The organism is Amycolatopsis sp. NPDC051371 (assembly GCF_040682155.1).
Classification (GTDB): domain Bacteria; phylum Actinomycetota; class Actinomycetes; order Mycobacteriales; family Pseudonocardiaceae; genus Amycolatopsis.
The window spans coordinates 106,813-123,365 of record NZ_JBFBAG010000024.1 but is presented as its reverse complement, the minus strand read 5'-3'; the positions used below and the strand labels follow the sequence as shown (position 1 = coordinate 123,365).

General features: G+C 72.1%; 14 protein-coding genes. 6 read left to right on the top strand and 8 right to left on the bottom strand.

Annotated features, from left to right (window positions below):
• The first annotated feature begins 33 nt into the window (after window positions 1-33).
• On the top strand, window positions 34-966 hold the full coding sequence (locus AB0M59_RS27895; RefSeq protein ID WP_364620525.1) for a DUF1996 domain-containing protein: 933 nt from the start codon (window positions 34-36) through the stop codon (window positions 964-966).
• Window positions 963-1,499 (top strand): DUF305 domain-containing protein, encoded by a 537-nt coding sequence (locus AB0M59_RS27890; protein WP_364620522.1) that lies wholly within the window; start codon window positions 963-965, stop codon window positions 1,497-1,499. Before AB0M59_RS27895 ends, AB0M59_RS27890 begins: the two co-directional genes overlap by 4 nt.
• 225 nt (window positions 1,500-1,724) lie before the next feature.
• Here the strand turns inward: AB0M59_RS27890 and AB0M59_RS27885 are convergent, their stop codons facing one another.
• Both AB0M59_RS27885 and AB0M59_RS27880 read right to left on the bottom strand, forming a co-directional pair.
• Window positions 1,725-4,904 (bottom strand): TIM-barrel domain-containing protein, encoded by a 3,180-nt coding sequence (locus AB0M59_RS27885; protein ID WP_364620519.1) that lies wholly within the window; start codon window positions 4,902-4,904, stop codon window positions 1,725-1,727.
• A gap of 199 nt (window positions 4,905-5,103) precedes the next feature.
• On the bottom strand, window positions 5,104-6,147 hold the full coding sequence (locus AB0M59_RS27880; RefSeq protein WP_364620516.1) for a LacI family DNA-binding transcriptional regulator: 1,044 nt from the start codon (window positions 6,145-6,147) through the stop codon (window positions 5,104-5,106).
• 131 nt (window positions 6,148-6,278) lie between these two features.
• On the opposite strand from AB0M59_RS27880, the gene AB0M59_RS27875 reads away from it, so the two are divergent.
• From AB0M59_RS27875 to AB0M59_RS27860, 4 genes are all read left to right on the top strand, one after another.
• Complete coding sequence (locus tag AB0M59_RS27875) at window positions 6,279-6,671, top strand: hypothetical protein (RefSeq protein ID WP_364620514.1); 393 nt, start codon at window positions 6,279-6,281, stop codon at window positions 6,669-6,671.
• A gap of 10 nt (window positions 6,672-6,681) precedes the next feature.
• A complete protein-coding gene (locus AB0M59_RS27870; RefSeq protein ID WP_364620511.1) occupies window positions 6,682-7,758 on the top strand; it encodes a sensor histidine kinase in 1,077 nt (358 codons plus the stop codon).
• Entirely contained in the window at window positions 7,755-8,363 is a 609-nt protein-coding gene (locus tag AB0M59_RS27865) for a response regulator transcription factor (protein ID WP_364620508.1), read from the top strand. Before AB0M59_RS27870 ends, AB0M59_RS27865 begins: the two co-directional genes overlap by 4 nt.
• Before the next feature lie 67 nt (window positions 8,364-8,430).
• Entirely contained in the window at window positions 8,431-9,027 is a 597-nt protein-coding gene (locus AB0M59_RS27860; RefSeq protein ID WP_364620505.1) for a DsbA family protein, read from the top strand.
• Here AB0M59_RS27860 and AB0M59_RS27855 read toward each other — a convergent pair.
• The 6 genes from AB0M59_RS27855 to AB0M59_RS27830 form a co-directional block, all read right to left on the bottom strand.
• Complete coding sequence (locus tag AB0M59_RS27855) at window positions 9,024-9,785, bottom strand: NPP1 family protein (protein WP_364620503.1); 762 nt, start codon at window positions 9,783-9,785, stop codon at window positions 9,024-9,026. The genes AB0M59_RS27860 and AB0M59_RS27855 overlap by 4 nt on opposite strands.
• A 362-nt stretch (window positions 9,786-10,147) precedes the next feature.
• Window positions 10,148-11,542: a rhamnulokinase family protein gene (locus AB0M59_RS27850; RefSeq protein ID WP_364620624.1), complete on the bottom strand. Its 1,395-nt coding sequence runs from the start codon at window positions 11,540-11,542 to the stop codon at window positions 10,148-10,150.
• A 5-nt stretch (window positions 11,543-11,547) separates the two neighbouring features.
• The gene (locus AB0M59_RS27845) at window positions 11,548-12,969 is read right to left on the bottom strand and encodes an L-fucose/L-arabinose isomerase family protein (RefSeq protein WP_364620501.1); all 1,422 of its coding nucleotides are present in this window, start codon (window positions 12,967-12,969) and stop codon (window positions 11,548-11,550) included.
• 9 nt (window positions 12,970-12,978) lie between these two features.
• Window positions 12,979-15,009, bottom strand: a complete 2,031-nt coding sequence (locus AB0M59_RS27840) for a bifunctional aldolase/short-chain dehydrogenase (protein WP_364620499.1) — start codon at window positions 15,007-15,009, stop codon at window positions 12,979-12,981.
• A gap of 2 nt (window positions 15,010-15,011) precedes the next feature.
• Window positions 15,012-16,187, bottom strand: coding sequence for an L-rhamnose isomerase (gene rhaI / locus AB0M59_RS27835; RefSeq protein ID WP_364620497.1), 1,176 nt, complete (start codon window positions 16,185-16,187; stop codon window positions 15,012-15,014).
• A complete protein-coding gene (locus AB0M59_RS27830) occupies window positions 16,184-16,528 on the bottom strand; it encodes an L-rhamnose mutarotase (protein ID WP_364620495.1) in 345 nt (114 codons plus the stop codon). The genes rhaI and AB0M59_RS27830 overlap by 4 nt, the downstream gene beginning before the upstream one ends.
• Window positions 16,529-16,553 lie beyond the last annotated feature (25 nt).

Sequence of the window (16,553 nt, the reverse complement as noted above, 5' to 3'; positions counted from 1 at the left end):
CTCCCATCCTTGGCACCTCACCGTGGAGGACCCTTGGCAACGAAAGCCGCGCTCCTCGCCTGCACCGCCGCCACCGTGCTGGCAGGCGCCTTCCTGACCGCGGCCACCTGGTCGCCCGCCGGAGCCGACGACCTGGTGACCCACCACGAGTTCCAGGTCAACTGCTCCCCCAGCCACCACCAGCCGGACGACCCGATCGTCTTCCCCGGGCTGCCCGGCGCGTCGCACGACCACACGTTCCTCGGCAACAAGACCACCAACGCGACCACGACCCTGCAGTCGCTGCAGAACGCGGGCGTCGGCAACACCACGTGCCTGGCACCGGACGACCTGTCCGCGTACTGGTTCCCGACCGTCTACAACGGCAACCAGGTGGTGCTGCCGAACTTCGCGCAGGTCGTCTACTACAAGTCCGGCATCCTCGACTACACGAAGGTCGTGCCGTTCCCGCCCGGCCTGCGCTACGTCGCCGGGAGCGTCACGGCGACGCAGGACGAGTTCCAGCACGCGCCCGGCGCGATCGAAGGCTGGGAGTGCGGGGACAGCTTCCACAACTGGGACGTCCCGGTGCACTGCACCGAGGGCAGCCAGCTCAACATCCGCTACCAGGCGCCGAGCTGCTGGGACGGCGTCCACCTCGACTCGGCCGATCACAAGAGTCACATGGCGTATCCGGACCGGGCGACGCTCACGTGCCCGGGCGACCACCCGGTGCCCGTACCGATGCTCGAGTTCAAGATGGCGTTCCCGGTGAGCGGCGACATGTCCGGGGTGCACCTGGCCAGCGGACGCGGCTACTCGTGGCACTACGACTTCTTCAACGCGTGGGACCCGCCGACCCTGGCGGCGCTCGTGACGCACTGCATCAACGGCGGCCTGCAGTGCGACCCGCGCGGGTTCGACCTGTACAAGCCGGACCGCGGCGTGGTGCTCGGGCCGAACTACCGGTTGCCCGGCCGTCCGTGAGACGGCGGGTTCTGGGGGCGGCGGTGGTGGCGCTGACCATGGGCGGGTGCGCCACCACCGGCCCCGCCCCCACCGCCGGCCCCGCTTCGCCCTTCAACCCGACGGACGTGGCGTGGCTGCAGCTGGTGGTGCCGATGACGGAGAACGCGCTGTCGGCGGCCCGGCTGGCTCCTTCCCACGCGGCGAGCCCGGCGGTCCGGGCGGCCGCCGACGCGGTCGCGACACCGGCGGAGCGGTTGCTGACGCAGTTGAAGTCGATCCGCGACCGGGCCGGTCTTCCGGCATCCGATGTCCACAGTGGACATCGGATGCCGGGGATGATCACCGAGGCGGACCTGGTGGCGTTGCGCACCGGAGGCGGCGCCGAGTTCGACCGGCGGCTGGTCGCGCTGCTGCGGGCCCATGCGGCGCAGGTCGTCGTGCTGGCCCGCGGTGAGCAGACCTCAGGTGCGGACGCCGAGACGAAGCGGCTCGCCGGCGAGGTCGGAGCGGACGGAACGCGACAGGAGCAAGTGCTGGCGAAGACCGCCTGAGCCGATCGACAGCGACGTTCGGCAAAGTCCGCGCGGACGGCGGTGGTCAGCAGCCGCCCAGGCCCAGCCAGACCCGAAGCCCCACGAGCAACGGCCCGAGCCGAGCGTCAACGGATCGGGTCGTGGAGGCCACCGACCCCACAAGGTGGCCGAGCCGGGCGCCGTCGAGGCCACCACCCCACGTGGTGGCCTCGACGGCCATACCGGCTCCGCCCGCCGGCAGTCTCAGTACGTCACGGTCACCGGCCCGCGTCCGCCGTGGGCCGTCACCGTCAGCGTCTGCGTCGCCGCGTCCCACTTCCAGCTCCGCGACGGCGCCCAGCCCTCGCCGACCCGCACCCGGGAAGGTGCCGACGGCACGCCGAGGAACTTGACCGTCCACTCCCGCGAAGGGACCTGCGACCGGCCCCGGGTCGGCTCGACGGTCACCGTGTGGGCTCCTCGCCGCTCGGTGTAGGAAATCCGCGTCGTCGCGCTGTGCGCCGACGAAGTCCCGTTGTCCTCGTACAGCGAGAACGAACCCGACGCGCCCGGCGCCACCGTCACCGTCGCCTGGTTCAACGGGCTCTGGACGTCGTTGGGGACGTCCGCCGTCCGGGTCACCGCGATGCCGCCCGCCCGCAGGAACACCGGCATCGTGCCGAGGTCCGACGTGACCTGCTGCGTCGTGCCACCGGCGTACGACTTGCCCGTGAAGTAGTCCGTCCACTGCCCCGGCGGGAACCAGACCGACGTCGTCGCCGAGGTCCCGGGCGAGGTCACCGGCGCCACCAGCATGTCCGGCCCGTAGAAGTACTCGCTTTGCGCCGCCGCGTACGCCGCCGGCTCGTCCGGGTACTCCACGTACGTCGGCCGGACCACGGGCACGCCCGTCGTCGCCGCCTGCTGCGCCAGCGTGTAGGTGTAGGGCACCAGGTTCTCGCGCAGGTTGAGGAACTTCGTCGCCGACGCCTTCGCCGCGTCGCCGTACTGCCACGGCAGCCGGTCGCTGTGGTTGCTGTGCAGCCGGTCGATCGGCTGGAACGCGCCGAGCTGGACCCACCGCGCGTACAGGTCGTCGGGCAGCTTGACCGTCCGGTGCTGCTGCCCGCCCGAGGTGTAGGTCTCGCTGCCGGGCAGGCCGGTCGTGTCGTTGTGCCCGCCGATGTCGTGGCTGATCGGGGACAGGCCGGTCGCGGCCGACTCCGCCGGGGTGATCCCGACCTCCATCCGCAGCGTGCCCCACGTCGACGACGTGTCGCCGGTGAAGTGGACGGTGCTGCGCTTGTCGGCCCACGGTCCCGTCGGGAGCCCGACCGGGCCGCCGTACCCGCCGGCCTGCAGCGAGCCGTACGCCCGTGACGTCACGAAGCCCCGCTCGACCGCCGGCGCGGCCAGGTCGGCGTACTTCTGGTTGATCCACGAGTCCGGCGTGACGCCCGGCAGGCTCGACTTCGACGAGTCACAGCACCAGTCGAGCCACCAGAAGTCGTTGCCCTGCTTCATCATGTCGCCGTGCAGGTCGAGGTACGCCTTGAGCTGGTCGGGGTCGCCCCAGTCGAAGACGTAGCAGTCGCTCCCGCACCCGGACTTCGCCAGCTTGCCCTTCGCCGTCGCCTGCGCGCGGGCGAACTGCGGGTCCGAGCCCATGATGCTCGGGTGGATGTTCAGCGTGTTGTGCAGGCCCTGCGACTGCGACCAGGCGAAGAAGCCCGCCGGGTCCGGGAACTTGTTCTTGTCGAACTGCCAGCCGTTCCACGTGTCCGGCGCCTTGAAGTCGGTGTCGGTCACCAGGACGTCCAGCGGCACGCCCTCGCTGCGGAACTTCGGCAGGATGTTGTCGCGGTAGTCGGCCGCGGTGCGGTCGAAGTACTCCGAGTACCAGACGCCGTACACCCACCGCGGGAGCAACTCCGACGGCCCGGTCAGGGTCGCCAGGTCCCGCAGGCCCGCCTTGTAGTCGTGGCCGAAGGTGAAGACGTAGCCGTCCTGGTAGGGGTTCCCGCCGTGCGACGGCCGCTGCGTGACCTTGCCGGCGGAGGTGTCGTACAGGGCCGACGGTGTGTCGTCGAGCAGGTACCAGCCGTCCTGGTGCAGGAGGCCTTCGGTCAGCGACGGCGTGCCGTTGTCGCCGTTGACCCCGTCGAGACCGCGCCGGTAGCCGCCGAGCGTGAGGTGCGGCGCCGGGGCCGCGGCACCGGTGCGGGTGACCGCGATGGTGTCGACGTTGACGTGGCAGCTGGTGTCGTCCGGGCAGCCGAGGACGACGTCGTTCGTGCCGGCCTTGAGGTCGACCGGGACCGACGCGGTCCCCCAGCTGTTCCAGTCCGCGGTGGCGGGCAGCGAAAGCGTCCGGGTCACGCCGGACGCCGCGACCGTCGCGGTCCGGGTCGCGTGCACGCCGTCGCCGCCGGTGCCGTTGGCGTAGCGGACGTCCAACTGGTACGTGCCGGCGGTCGGTACGGCCACGACGCGGTGGGTCAGCGACGAGCCGCGGTTGAGCTCGGCGACGAACCCGCGTCCGGCGTACCCGGTGTGGTCGGTGGCGACCACGGCCGAGCCTGAGCGCAGGCCGGATTCGGCCTCGCAGCTGACGTCCAGGGCGCAGCCGGTGAACGCGCGGGCCGACGCCGGCGGGAAGGCCGCCCCGGCGGACAGCACCGCGAGGGCGTCGACGTTGACGTTCCCCGAGTCGGTCGCGGTCCGCTCGAGGCGGAGGTTGTGGCGGCCGGCGCCGAGGGAAACCGGCACCGACGCGGTGGTCCAGCTGTTCCAGTCGGCCGTCGTCGGCAGGGTGAGCTTCTGCGGCGCGCCGCCGTCGACGGACACGCTCAGGGTGCGCGTGACGTGCTGGCCGTCCCCGCCCTGGCCGTTGGCGAACCGGGCGGTGACGTTGTACGTCCCGGCCGTGGCGGCGACGACGTCGGCGGTGGCCGAGGTGCCGGCGCTTTCGAACCCGGCCAGGAAACCCTCCCCGGTGTAGCCCGGGTGGTCGGTGGCGACGCCCAGCCCGTCGGCCGTCAGGTCTTCGGCCTCGCAGAGCGCGCCGACCGCGCAGGTCAGGTGGCGCCACGGCGCCGCGGTCACCGGCGCCGCGCCGGCGTTCGCGCGGATCTGGAGGTTCCCGGAGTCGAACGGCCCGGAGTCCAGCTTGTAGGTCAGGGTCGTCGCGCTCGTGCGGATCGTCAGCACGCCGTTCGACGTCGTGGACGTGAACGGCGGCGGCGTGAACGAGCCGCGGCCGACGGCGTTGAAGGTGGCGGCGTCGGTGAAGCGGCCGTCACCGGCGTACTCCGTGCGGATCAGCGTCGGGGAAAGGACTTGGAAGCGCGCGTTCCCGGCGGTCACGGTCCGGTGCGCCGCCGGTCCGGCGCCGGCCGGGGTCGCGACGGTCAAGACGGCCGCGGCGACGGCCAGGGCGCTCACTAGGTGGACGGTTTTCGGTGCTCTCGTCCGCACGGCGGAACTCCGTTCCGGTCAGGGGGACCCAGACAGTTTTACAACGTTGGAAAAGCCGGTTCGATCTGAGCACAGCCACCGGGCGGATGTCCAGACCACGAAGCGGAACTGTCCGGACAGGCCGGGCTCTCTGCCCGGCAGGCCACGCGCGCGGAGCACCGGCCGCTCAGGCCGAGTCGCGGACCACCAGTTCGGGGTCGAAGATCACCGACTCCGCGCGCCCGGCCGGGTCGGCCATCCGGTCGAGGACCATCCGGGCCATCGCGGCACCCATCTCCTCCACCGGCTGGCGGACGGTGGTGAGGCGGGGACGGCAGCTCAGCGCCACCCGGCTGTCGTCGAAGCCGATCACCGCGACGTCGTCGGGGACCCTTCGGCCCGCTTCGCGCAGCACGGTCAACGCGCCGTACGCCATCAGGTCGTTCGCCACGAACAGCCCGTCCAGCGCGGGTTCCTCGGCCAGGAGCCGCTCCATCGCGCGTTCGCCGCCGTGCTCGGTGAAGTCGCCCTCGGCGACCGCCACGTACGCGTGGCCGTGGCGGGCCATCGCGTCGCGGAACCCCGCCAGCCGGTCCTGGCCCGCCGGAGTGCCCGCCGGGCCCGCGATCGTCGCGACCCGGTGGCACCCGCGCTCGACCAGCCGATCGGCCGCGAGCCGGGCGCCGTCCTGGTGGGCGACGTCGACGTAGCTCACCGGCGCCGGCCGGCCGGGCCGCGCGAACAGCGCCGTCGGGACACCCGCGTCGGTCAGCATCTTCGGCAGCGGGTCCTCCGCCGGGTGCAGCGAGATCAGCAATACCCCGCTCACCTGCTCCTGCCGCAGTTTCGCGACGAGCTTCTCCCGTTCTTCGTCGCTGTCGACGAGCATCAGCAGCGGGTGCAGCCCCTGCGGGCGCAGGTGCGCGACCACGCCCTCGACCACGCGGCCGAAGAACGGGTCGCCGAACACGCCGCCGGTGAACGCTTCGACGTGCCGCTCCGGCTCCGACACCACCAAGGCCACCCCGCCGGTGCGGCGCGTGACCAGCGACCGGGCCGCGCGGTTCGGCACGTAGCCGGTGGCGGCGATGGCGCGTTCGACGGTCTCCCGCAGCTTCGGGTCGACGTTGCGCACGCTGTTGACCACGCGGGAGACCGTGGCCCGCGAGACGCCGGCGACCCGCGCGACGTCCTCCAGGGTCGGCGGCGCCGAGGGCGGGTGCGTCGTCACCCGTTCTTTGTAGCACGCTGTGAGAGCGCTCTCCCAGCTCTCCGCCCAGGACATGCCGATGACAAATGTCATGGGCGGCCGCTGAGGGACGGCACTGCCGCCCGGACACCCGCGCGACGACCATTTCCGGCATGACCACCACGACTCGAACCGAAACCGCCGGCTTCCGGCCCGTGCTGCTGCTGACCGGCGGCTATGCCGCGCTCTCCGTGCTCACGGTGATCGCGATCGTCCTCTTCCGGAACGACCACGCCATGGTGACCGACGCGGTCTGGGTGCGCGCCACCCTCGTCGTCGCCAGTTCGCTGCTGACGTTCGCCTTCGCCCGCAGCGCGGCCCGCGGGTCGAAGAAGGGGCTGCTGAGGTTGCGGATCGTCTCGGCGGTGATGCTCGTGGCGATCGTCGTCATCGTCGCCCTGCCCGGGTTGTTCCCGATGTGGCTGCGGATCGAGCAGGCCGTCTGCGGGCTGCTCCTGCTCGGCGTCGCGGTGCTCGTCAACGGCCGGCGGGCGCGGGCCCGGTAGCGTGCCGGTGATGGACAGGACGGAGCCGGCCGATGTGCAGCGCTGGGTGCGCGGCTGGCGGGTGATGGTGCTCGACGCGGGCATGCTCGTCTACCCGGCGGTGACGGTGCCCGGCGTGCTGCAGCACTCGGCGGGCCACGCCGCGGTCGCGGGCTGTGTGATCGTCGCCGTCTTCGTCGGCTGCTACGTCCTCGCGGCGCGTGCCGCGGCGCAGCGCGCGCCGCGCCGGTTCTGGCCACTCCTGGGGGTGCTGGCCGTCCTGTTCGCCGCCGCACTCCCCTTCGCCCACGCCGAGGCGTTCTTCCTCGCCACCGTCGTCGTGTCCCTCGCCGTGCCCCGGCTGCCGCGTCACTCCGGCGCGCTCGTGGCCGTCGTCGCGCTCGCGGCGCTGGTGGTCCCGTGGGTGGTGTGGGACACCGCGGGGTGGACGCAGGCGGTCGCGCTCGTGTTCACCGTGCTGGTCGTCTACGCCTTCGCCGAGGCGGTCCGGGCCAACGCCGCGCTCGTCGAGGCCCGCGCCGAGGTCGCGCGGCTGGCATCCGAGGCCGAGCGGACGCGGATCGCCCGCGACCTGCACGACCTGCTCGGCCACTCGCTGACCGCGATCACCGTCAAGAGCACCCTGGCCCGCCGGCTCGTCGATGCCGACAGCGCTCGCGCCGGCGAGGAGATGACCGAGGTCGAGACACTCGCCCGCCAGGCACTGACCGACGTGCGCGCGGCGGTGTCGGGCTACCGCGACGTCACGCTCGCCGGCGAGCTCGCTCGCGGCCGCGAGCTGCTGCGCGCGTGCGGTGTCACCGCCGACCTGCCGACGGCGGCCGACGTCGTGGACCCGGTGCGGCAGGAGCTGTTCGGGTGGGTCGTCCGCGAAGGGCTCACCAACGTGGCCCGGCACGCGCGCGCGACGCGGTGCGCGGTCACGATCTCGGAGTCCACTGTGGAGGTTGTCGATGACGGCGTGGGCGGGACCCCCGAGGAGGGCTCCGGGCTGGCCGGGCTCCGCGAACGGGTCAAGGCCGCCGGCGGGCAGTTCCGCGCCGGGCCGGTCCGGCCGCGCGGCTGGCGGCTGCGGGTGACGCTGTGACCATCCGCCTGCTGCTCGCCGACGACCAGGCGCTGGTCCGCCAGGCGCTGTGCGCGCTGCTCGCGCTGGAAGACGACTTCGAGGTGGTCGCGTCCGTCGGCCGCGGCGACGAGGTCGTCGCGGCGGCGCGTGAACACCGTCCCGACGTCGCGTTGCTGGACATCGAGATGCCCGGGCTCGACGGACTCGCGGCTGCGGCGGTGCTGGCCGCGCAGGTGCCGGACTGCCGCGTCGTCATGCTCACGACGTTCGGGCGCGCCGGGTACCTGCGCCGCGCGATGGACGCGGGCGCGGCCGGGTTCGTCGTGAAGGACGCACCCGCCGACGTCCTGGCCGACGCGATCCGCCGGGTGCGGACCGGCGAGCGCGTGGTGGACCCGGCGCTGGCCGTGGCCACGCTCGCCGCGGGCGAATCACCGCTCACCGCGCGGGAACGGGACGTGCTCATCACCGCCCGGACCGGCGCCACGGTCGCCGAGATCGCGTCGCGGCTCTACCTGTCCGAAGGCACGGTCCGCAACTACGTCTCCGCGGCGATCACCAAGACGGGCGCACGCAACCGCGTCGAGGCGGTGCGGATCGCGGACGAGCGCGGCTGGCTCTGATTGGCCCGGTCCGTGGCGGTGGAATTGGATCTTCTGCCGGGCCGATCTCGGGCTTAGCGTGGACCGGGTGAAAACCGTTGATCTGTGGTTCGACCCGGTGTGCCCGTGGGCGTGGATCGCCTCGCGGTGGCTCCTGGAGGTGGAGGCCGTCCGCGACGTCCGGACGCGGTTCCACGTGTTCAGCCTGGCGCTGCACAACGAGGGCCGCTCGGTGGACGCGTGGTACCGAAGCTGGCTGGACGAGCGCTGGGGCCCCGCGCGCGTCATGATGGCCGCTTCGCGGGCACACGGGGACGAGGTGCTGCGCGACCTCTACACCGCGCTCGGCACGCGCTTCCACCGCGACAAGGCGCCGGTCGACCGTCCGACGCTGGTGGCCGCGCTGACTTCCGTGGGCCTGCCCGCGTCGCTGGCGGACGCGGCCGACTCACCGGAGTTCGACGCGGACCTGCGCGCCGGGAACCGCGCCGCGCTCGACCCGATCGGCGAGGATCTCGGCGTCCCGGCCATCCACGTGGACGGCCACGCGTTCTTCGGCCCGGTCGTCAGCCCGGTCCCGCTCGGTGAGGAGGCCGGGCGGTTGTGGGACGGCGTGCTGCTCGTGACCGGCACTCCGGGGTTCTTCGAGCTGAAGCGCGGCCGCAGCGGTCCGGTGACGAGCTAGGCGTTCTGGTCGAACGGAATCCCGGCCGGCTTCGCCTTGCCCAGGTTGCCGGCGAACTGGTCGTCCTTGATGCCGAAGGTGGCGCTGCCGAAGTTCGCCTGGGTCAGCTTGTCCCGGATCCCGGACGGGTAGCCGTCCCAGCCGACGAGCGTCGGGTACTGCCAGGTGCCTTTGTGGTTCTCGGGCGGGTCGTCGTTGCCGTTGGCGGCGCGGAAGCAGTGCGTCGAACCGCCGTCCTTGTGGTAGACGACCTTCGCGTGCGTGCCCTCGAAGCGCATGCTCGCGCGATCGTGGATCGCGAAGCCGCCGTGCTGCGAAGTCGCGACGTACTCGACCTGGTTGTCCTTGACCCACACGACGACGTGTTCCCAGTCGTGGCGGTGCCCGGCGCTGCCCGGGCCGAGGGAGGCCTGGTCCTTCTCGAAGTAGAGGGTGAACATGACGGCGCACCAGCCGTTGTTGCACTTCTGACGCGAGTAGGAGTTGGTGTTGTCGAGGTCCCAGGAGTCGCGGCAGTGGCCGTTGGTGTCGCCGCCGAGGGAGAGACCGGGGGCGAGGGCGCCGTCCGGGCCGATGGCCGGGGTGGGGTAGCAGCCGTCCTTGTCGTAGTCGAAGGCGGGCTGGAAGGTCTTCTCGAAGTCGGAGGCGTTGCCGGGCAAGGCGGTCGGCGGATCGGCGGCGGCGGTGCCCGGGAAGGCCAGCGCCCAGGCGGTGGCCGCGGTGATCACGGCGGACAGGGTGCGGATTCGGTGCGCCATCGCGGTACTCCCTCGGGTCGGGGCCGGGAGGGTTCCCGGCCGGGATCCGTGCTCAGGCTCGCCGCGGGCCGCTCGGGCCCGCAACCGTGCTGCGGGGAGTGTGCCCGGAAAGGTCCGGGAGAAGGGGACTTCCGCGCATTTCTGTCCGGTGAGCGGGATTGCGGACAGACCGGGCGCGAATCCCGGAGGGTCGTTCACAGCGTTCGGGCAGGTCGCGGACCCGGCCAGGCGGGAGCTGGCCCGGCGCCGGCTCGCGGGAGGAGTGCCGGCCGCGGGAAGGTCGCGAATGACTCATTCGGGACCTCCGGCGCCGCGAATGAGTCATTCGCGACGCTCGGGTGAGTGGGCTGCGCGCGCTTGGCTCAGCGGGCCAGCCGGGCCTCGGCCGCGTCCCAGTCACCGGCGCCGGACGGCTCGTACCGCCGGACCTCCTGCGTCTCCCGCACCAGCGCCCGCATCGCCGCCAGATCCGGCAGGTCCTCCCCCAGCGCCCGGGCCTGCACCAGCACGTTCCCCAACGCCGCCGCCTCCACCGGACCCGCCAGCACCGGCACCCCGCACGCGTCCGCCGTCAACTGGCACAGCAGCTCGTTGCGCGCCCCGCCACCGACGATGTGGACCACGTCGATCGTCCGCCCGGTCAGCGAAGCCGCCTGGCGGAGCGTGCGGCGGTACGCCAGCGCCAGGCTGTCCAGGATGCACCGGACCACCTCGGCCCGAGAAGACGGCGGCCGCTGCCCCGTCACAGAGCAGGCGGCCGCAAGACGCGCCGGCATGTCGCCCGGCGGCAGGAACTCCGGCGCGTCGATGTCCACCACCGCCGCCAGCCCGGGCGAGGAGGCCGCCGCGAGGAGCAAGCCGGCGAGGTCCGAAGTGGACCACGTCCGCAGCGTCTCCGACAGCACCCACAGCCCCATCACGTTGCGCAGGAAGCGGATCGTGCCGTCGACACCGCCCTCGTTGGTGAAGTTCGCCGCCAGGGCCGCATCGCTCAGCTCCGGCGAGGGTAGCTCCAGCCCGGCCAGCGACCACGTGCCCGACGAGATGTACGCGAAGTTCGTCCCGGAGGCGGGCACGGCGACGACCGCGGACGCCGTGTCGTGCGAACCCACCGCGACCACGGGCAGCCCGACCAGCTCGGACGCTGTGCCCACCACCGTGCCGGGGTCGCGCAGGGGTGGCAGCAGGCCCGGCGGGATCCCGACCTGCGAAGCAAGCGAAGTAGCCCAAGTCCGCGAGCGCACGTCGTAGAGCTGCGTGGTCGACGCGTTCGTCCGTTCGGCGCCGATCGACCCCGTCAGCCAGTAGTTCAGCAGGTCCGGGATCAGCAGCATCGTCCGGGCCGCGTCGAGCCGGTCGCCCTCGGACACCAGCTGGTACAGCGTGTTGAACGGCAGCTGCTGCAACCCCGTGACGTCGTAGAGCTCCCGGTCCGACACCTTCGAAGCCACGGCGGCGGGGACGCCCTCGGTACGCGAGTCGCGGTAGTGGACAGGGTTGCCCAGCAGTGCGCCCCGCTCGTCCAGGAGCCCGTAGTCGACAGCCCACGAGTCGATCCCGATCCCGGAAACCGGACCCGCTTCCCGGATTCCGGCGAGCGTTTCGCGGTACAGCCCCAGGACGTCCCAGTACAGCACCGGCCCCGCCTGGATCCCGCCGTTCGCGAACCGCCGCACCTCCTCGACGCTCAAGACCGACGATCCGACGGTCCCCGCCATGACCCGCCCGCTGGACGCGCCGAGGTCGACGGCCGCCACCCGCTTCACGGGTTCACCACGGTCAGCTCCAGTCCGAGCAGGTCCGCGACGGCCGTCAGCTCGGCAACGCGGTGGCCGGTGCCGAGCGCCCAGTGGTGCGCGATGCCGCTCGCCGACCACGCGTCGGTCCACTCCCCCGGGTCGCATCCGAAGTCGACGCGGGAGGTCGTGTTGCCGATCCGCAGCAGTGGCCCGGGCACGACCGTGCCTTCGGACGCGATGAGCGTGAACGTCCCGTCGCGCCGCTGCCCGAGCCCGCACAGCGTCACCGGCCCGTGCTTGACGTCGAACTCCACCGACACGCCCCAGCCGCGCTTGCCGTGGTAGACGCCGAGCCCGCGCAGCAGCGGCTTGCGCGCGCTGATGCCCAGGTGCGCCGGGCCGTCGTGGCCCATCTCGACGACGTTGTCCCGGAAGTTCAGCGCCTGCAGCTCGGTGAACGAGCCGCCCGCGCCGAGCCGGTCCATCAGCAGCATGGCCAGGGACGTCCGCAGCTCGTACTCGCCGACGGCCGGGATGCCGCGCGCGGTGAGCAGCGACGCGCCGAGGATGAACCCGGCGCCGACGCGCTCGTGCGTCTCGCCGTCGAGGCCCCGGTGGTAGTAGGCCAGGGAGTCCAGCGAGAAATCCGACACCAGCCGATCGAGAGCCACGGAAACCCTTGCGCCCCAGGCAAAGTCCGCGTCCACAACGGACTCGTCCACGGTGAACACTTCACGGGCCAGGGCGACGCGGGCGGCCGTCTCGTCGTCGGTGACCTTCTCGACGCGCACGCGCAGGTCGTCGATCTCCAGGATCTCGACGTGCCCGCCGAGCTGGCCGGACACGAGCGTCGGGTCGGTCGAGACGTCCATCATGCCCGGGTAGAGGTGCCCGAGCAGGCCGTGGCGGCCGTTCCGGAACGCCGCCCGCACGCCCGCCGCCTTGATCCACCGCTCGATCCGCGTCCAAGCCCGCTCGTCCTCGAGGTACCCCGACACCGAACGGAACTCGACGCCGACGCGGCGGAACGCGTTGGCCATTTCCGGCAGCGGGCAGGCCCCGCAGTAGGCCAGCCACGCGCCGGTGTCGAAGGACTCGTGGTCCATCGCCTCGGTCGGCTGCAGGTTCAGCAGCAGCACCGGCGCGCCCGAGCGCTGCGCGACCGGCGCCAGCATGCTCGACGTCAGGTACGTCGTGAGGAACCCGACGATCAGGTCGCACCCGGCCACCCGCAGCTTCTCCGCCGCGGCCGCGCCCTCCTGCGCGTCGGAGACGAACCCGGCGTCGACGATCTCGCAGTCCATTTCGGACAAGCGCGAGGCGACGCGCCGGGCCGAGGCCTCCAGCTGCGGAAGCAAGGCCGGGAACTGCGGCCAGTACGCGCCGAGTCCGCCCGCGACGAGCCCGACCCGGGTCTTGCGGGGTGTGATGCGGTCGAGGGTCATCGATCCTCCTTAACGCAGGAACGCGGCGGCCACCCCGGCGTCCACCGGCACGTGCAGGCCGGTGGTGTGGGTGAGGTCGCCGCCGGTGAGGGCGAACACCGCGGCCGCGACGTGCTCGGGCAGCACCTCGCGCTTGAGGATGGTCCGCTGGGCGTAGAACTCGCCGAGCTTCGACTCCTCGACGCCGTAGACGGCGGCACGCTGGGCGCCCCAGCCGCCGGCGAAGATGCCGGAGCCCTGGACGACGCCGTCCGGGTTGACGCCGTTGACGCGGATGCCGTGCCCGCCGAGCTCGGCGGCCAGGAGCCGGACCTGGTGGGCCTGGTCGGCCTTGGCCGCGCCGTAGGCGACGTTGTTCGGGCCGGCGAAGACCGAGTTCTTCGACGAGATGTACACGACGTCGCCGCCGATGCCCTGGTCGATCATCGCCTTCGCCGCCGCGCGCGCGACCAGGAACGAGCCCTTGGCCATCACGTCGTGCTGGAGGTCCCAGTCGCGCTCGGTGGTCTCCAGCAGCGGCTTCGAGATGGACAGCCCCGCGTTGTTGACCACCAGGTCGATCCCGCCGAACGCCAGCGCGACCGCGTCCACCGCGGCCTGGACGGCAGCCGCGTCGGTGACGTCGGCGGTGACCGCGATGGCCTTGTCCGCGTTCCCGATCTCGGCCGCCGTTTCCGCCGCGGCCGAAGCGTTCAGGTCGGCGATGGCGACGCAGGCGCCCTCGGCTGCGAGCCGCTGGGCGATCGCCTTGCCGATGCCCGACGCCGCCCCGGTCACCAGGGCGACCCGACCGGCGAGGGGCTTGGGCTTCGGCATCCGCTGCAGCTTGGCCTCTTCGAGCGCCCAGTACTCGATCCGGAACTTCTCGCTCTCGGCGATCGGCGCGTAAGAGGAAACCGCCTCCGCGCCGCGCATGACGTTGATCGCGTTGACGTAGAACTCGCCCGCCACGCGCGCGGTCTGCTTGTCCTTGCCGAAGGAGAACATGCCGACGCCGGGGACGAGCACGATCGCCGGGTCGGCGCCGCGCATCGCCGGCGAATCGGCGACGGCGTGCCGCTCGTAGTAGGCGCGGTATTCGTCGCGGTACTCGCCGTGCAGTTCCTTCAGCCGCGCGACGACGTCCTCCAGCGGCGCCGAGCTGGGCAGGTCCACGACGAGCGGGCGGACCTTGGTGCGCAGGAAGTGGTCCGGGCACGACGTGCCGAGGGCGGCCAGGGCCGCGAGCTTCTCCCGCGCCAGGAACTCCAGCACGACGTCGCTGTCGGTGTAGTGCCCGACCTGACGCTGGTCGGTCGAGGCGAGACCCCGGATCACCGGAGCCAAAGCCGCCGCTCGCGCGTGCCGCTCGGTTTCGGGGAGCGCCTCGAAACCGGGGACGACCGGGCCGAACGGCTCGGCGACACCCCGCGAAGCGAGGAACTCCTCAGCGGTCCGGATGATGTCGAGGGAGTTCCGCTCGCACTCTTCCGAGGTCGCGCCCCACGCCGTGATGCCGTGGCCGCCGAGGATGACGCCGATGGCCTGCGGGTTGGCCGCCTTCACCGCGGCGATGTCCAGGCCCAGCTGGAACCCGGGCCGGCGCCAGTCCACCCACGCGACGCGGTCGCCGAAGCACTCCTTCGTCAGCGCCGCGCCGTCGGCCGCCGTGGCCAGGGCGATGCCGGAGTCCGGGTGCAGGTGGTCGACGTGCGGGGCCTCGACCAGGCCGTGCATCGCGGTGTCGATCGACGGCGCCGCCCCGCCCCGGCCGTGCAGGCAGTAGTCGAACGCGGCGACCATCTCGTCCTCGCGCTCGACACCCGGGTAGACGTCCACCAGGGACCGCAGCCGGTCCAGCCGCAGCACCGCGAGCCCGGCCTCCTTCAGCGTGCCGAGGTCGCCGCCGGATCCCTTGACCCACAGCACCTCCGTCGGCGCGCCGGTCACCGGGTCGGTGACCGCGCCCTTGGCGGAGGTGTTGCCGCCGGCGTAGTTGGTGTTGCGCGGGTCGGCCCCGAGCGCGTTGCTGCGCGCGATGAGCTGCTCCGGCACGGTCATCGTCATGCTCCCCATCCGGCCTGCGTGCCGCCGGCGCGCTCGGCCACGATCTTCTCCTGGTACCCGCTGCGGTGGTAGGCCGCGACGGGGTCCGGGTCGAGCCCGGAGTCCTCGCGCAGCTCGGCCAGCAGCGGCCGGACGTCGGTGTTGTAGGCGTCCATGACCACGGCGTTCGCGGCGAGCACGTCACCCGCCTGCTGTGCCACGCGCAACGCGGGACGGTCGACGAGCAGTGCCTTCGCCGTGGCCTCCTGGACGTTCATCACCGACCGGATGATCGCCGGGATCTTGGCCTCGATGTTGTGGCACTGGTCGAGCATGAACGCGATGCCGTACGCCGGGTCGAGCGCGTCGCCGCGGACGATCTCGTACATGATCCGGAACAGCTGGAACGGGTCCGCCGCCCCGACCATGAGGTCGTCGTCGGCGTAGAAGCGCGAGTTGAAGTCGAACGCGCCGAGCTTCCCGGCCCGCAGCAGGAACGCCACGATGAACTCGATGTTCGTGCCGGGAGCGTGGTGGCCGGTGTCGATGCACACCGTCGCCCGCTCCCCCAGCTCGATGCAGTGCGCGTACGACGTGCCCCAGTCCGGGACGTCGGTGGCGTAGAACGCGGGCTCGAACAGCTTGTACTCCAGCAGCATCCGCTGGTCCGGGCCGAGCCGGTCGTAGGTCTCCTTCAACGCCGCGGCCAGCCGGTCCTGGCGGTCGCGGATGTCGTCCTGGCCCGGGTAGTTGATGCCGTCGGAGAACCACAGCTTGAGGTCCCGCGAGCCCGTCGCGTCCATGATGGAGATGGCCTCGAGCAGGTGATCGGTGGCCTTGCGGCGGATGCCGGCGTCCGGGTTGGTGACCGAGCCGAGCTTGTAGTCCTCGTCCTGGAACACGTTGGTGTTGATCGCGCCGATCTCGACGCCGGCGTCACGCGCGTAGGCCGTCAGGGCGCCGTAGTCGTCGACGCGGTCCCACGGGATGTGCAGCGCGACGCTCGGCGCGACGCCGGTGAACCGGTGCACGGTCGCGGCGTCGGCGATCTTCTCCTCGGGCGTCCGCGGGACGCCGGGTTGCGGGAACACCTTGAACCGGGTGCCCGAGTTCGCGTACGCCCACGACGGCGTTTCGATGCGCTGGGCCCGCAGGGCCTGTTTCACGGCCGTCAAGTCGCCCACGGCGATCACTGTCCTTCCGCGACGGTGGGGGGTTCGAGGTGGAAGACCTCTTCTAGGAGCTGGAAGCCTTCGTCGGGCGGACCGCCATCGAGGCCGGTGAAGAACTCCGCCATCTCCGCCTGCCAGCGGGCGTTGACCTCGGTCTTCGCCATCGCCGCCTGCGCGGCGTCGAGGTCGTCGGCTTCGACGTAGCCGATCAGGAGGCCGTCCTCGCGCAGGAAGAGCGAGTAGTTGCGCCAGCCGGTGTCGAGCAGGGCCTGCCGCATCTCGGGCCACACCGTGCGGTGCCGCTGCGCGTACTCGGCCTTCCGGTCCGGCTTCACCTGCAGGCAAAAGCAGTAACGGGGCACTTTCTGTCCTTTGTGGAACCCGCGG